This window comes from Streptomyces sp. x-80, from assembly GCF_046549095.1.
GTDB lineage: Bacteria > Actinomycetota > Actinomycetes > Streptomycetales > Streptomycetaceae > Streptomyces > Streptomyces celluloflavus.
Genome location: NZ_JAJPWM010000071.1, coordinates 1 through 1,114 on the forward strand (window position 1 = coordinate 1; position 1,114 = coordinate 1,114).

1 protein-coding gene is annotated in these 1,114 nt (G+C 68.0%); it reads left to right on the top strand.

Annotated features, from left to right (window positions below; genetic code table 11):
* Window positions 1–159 precede the first annotated feature (159 nt).
* Window positions 160–1,089: an IS630 family transposase gene (locus tag ACLJWH_RS41940; RefSeq protein WP_411147069.1), complete on the top strand. Its 930-nt coding sequence runs from the start codon at window positions 160–162 to the stop codon at window positions 1,087–1,089.
* The last annotated feature ends 25 nt before the right edge of the window (window positions 1,090–1,114 follow it).

The window sequence follows — 1,114 nt, forward strand, 5'->3', positions numbered from 1 at the left end:
CTATTGAGCCGGAAATGGTGGGTTTCCTGCTGTTGGTGGGGTGTGATCGAGGGTGGGGACATGCGGCGTCTATCGCCCGCTGCGCAGGAGGGTCTGCGGCTGCGGGTGGTGTGCGTGCTGGAGTCGGGGCGGGTTCGGACGTAGGGGCAGGCGGCGGAGGTGTTCGGGGTCTCCGCGCGGTCGGTGGGTACCTGGTGGCGGGCCAGCCGGACGGGTGGGAGAAGGGCGCTGCTCGCGGCAGCGCGTGAACCCCGGGCAGGCAAGGGTGAGCTGATCGATGATTCCGCTCGTGGTGCGGTGCTGCGGGCGATGCAGGACTACACGCCGGCCGACATCGGGCAGAGCGGCGTGCTGTGGACCCGCGCCTCGGTCCGCGTGCTGATCAAGCTGGTGTGCGGGGTGTCGATGACCGGGCGGGGCGTGGGCAAGTGGCTGCGTCGGCACGACCTCACCCCGCAGCGGCCCGCCCGTCGCTCCTACCGGCAGCAAAACGACCAGGTCAGCAGGTCGCTGGAGCAGGAGTATCCGGCAATCTGGGCCCAGGCGAGCGTGGAGAAGGCGGAACTGGTCTGGGCGGACCAGTGTGGTCTGTGCTCGGACACCGCCCCGTCGGGACGCTCGTGGGTCCCGGCCGGGCAGACCCCGCTGGCGCGGGTCAACGGCCGCCGCTTCAAGGTCAACATCATGTCCGCGGTCGCCTCGCGCGGTGCGCTGTGGTTCACCGTCTTCCCTGGGAAGTTCACCGCGAAAGTGATGTGCTTTTTCCTCGACCGCCTCGCCACGCACGCGCGCCGGAAGGTCCACGTCATCTTCGACCGGCATCCCGTCCACCGCAGCAAGGCCGTCCTCGCCTGGCTCACCGAGAACGCGGACCACATCGAGCTACACCTGATTCCCGGCTACAGCCCCGAACTCAACCCCGACGAACTGCTGAACGCCGATCTGAAGCACCATGTCCACGCGGCCCGCGCCACCTCAGCCGAGGAACTCGCCCACGAAACCCGGCGCTTCCCGCACCACAGACAACGCCAACCCCGCATCGTCTGCGGCTACTTCACCGCCCAACACGTCCGCTACACGACCCAATAGGAAACCCATCAGTTCCGGCTCAATA